Consider the following 577-nt stretch of genomic DNA (forward strand, 5'->3'; position numbering starts at 1 on the left):
ACAGTTAACCGTGATACAACAGATGTATGCGCAGCAGAAGTACATGTATGATCATCATATCCATCGTATGGAACACCGCATTGTAAATCTGCGTCAGCCATTTTTGCGGCCGATTGTGCGTGGCAAAGTCAAAGCACCTGTAGAATTTGGCGCCAAGTTGGACATCAGCGTCGTGAACGGCATGGTACGGTTAGAACGACAGAGTTTTGAAACCTATAACGAAAGTACGCTGCTGCCACAAGAAATCGAACGATACCAAGACCGATATGGTCACTATCCAGAACGGGTGCTGGCCGATAAGATATACCGCAATCGTCTTAATCTGGCATATTGTAAAGAAAGAGGTATCCGGTTGTCGGGGCCGGCCTTAGGACGGCCCAAGAAGGATGCTGTCAGAGACAGACGATTAGAATACAAAGACAATTGCGATCGCGTGGAAGTAGAACGAGCTTTCAGTTTAGCGAAACGTCGGTTTGGCCTTACTCAAATCAGAACCTATCTGAAAGAAACGACACAGAGTGTGATAGCGCTGTCTATTTTGGCACTGAACCTGGGAAAACTCCAGGCTATTCAGTGT

1 protein-coding gene is annotated in these 577 nt (G+C 46.8%); it reads left to right on the forward strand.

Annotated elements, in window-relative coordinates:
* Positions 1 to 43: 43 nt before the first annotated feature.
* On the forward strand, positions 44 to 577 hold a 534-nt coding region (locus AB840_RS15645), incomplete at its 3' end, for a transposase (protein ID WP_160300578.1).

Origin of the sequence: Megasphaera cerevisiae DSM 20462 (assembly GCF_001045675.1) — a bacterium.
GTDB classification, from domain to species: Bacteria; Bacillota; Negativicutes; order Veillonellales; family Megasphaeraceae; genus Megasphaera; species Megasphaera cerevisiae.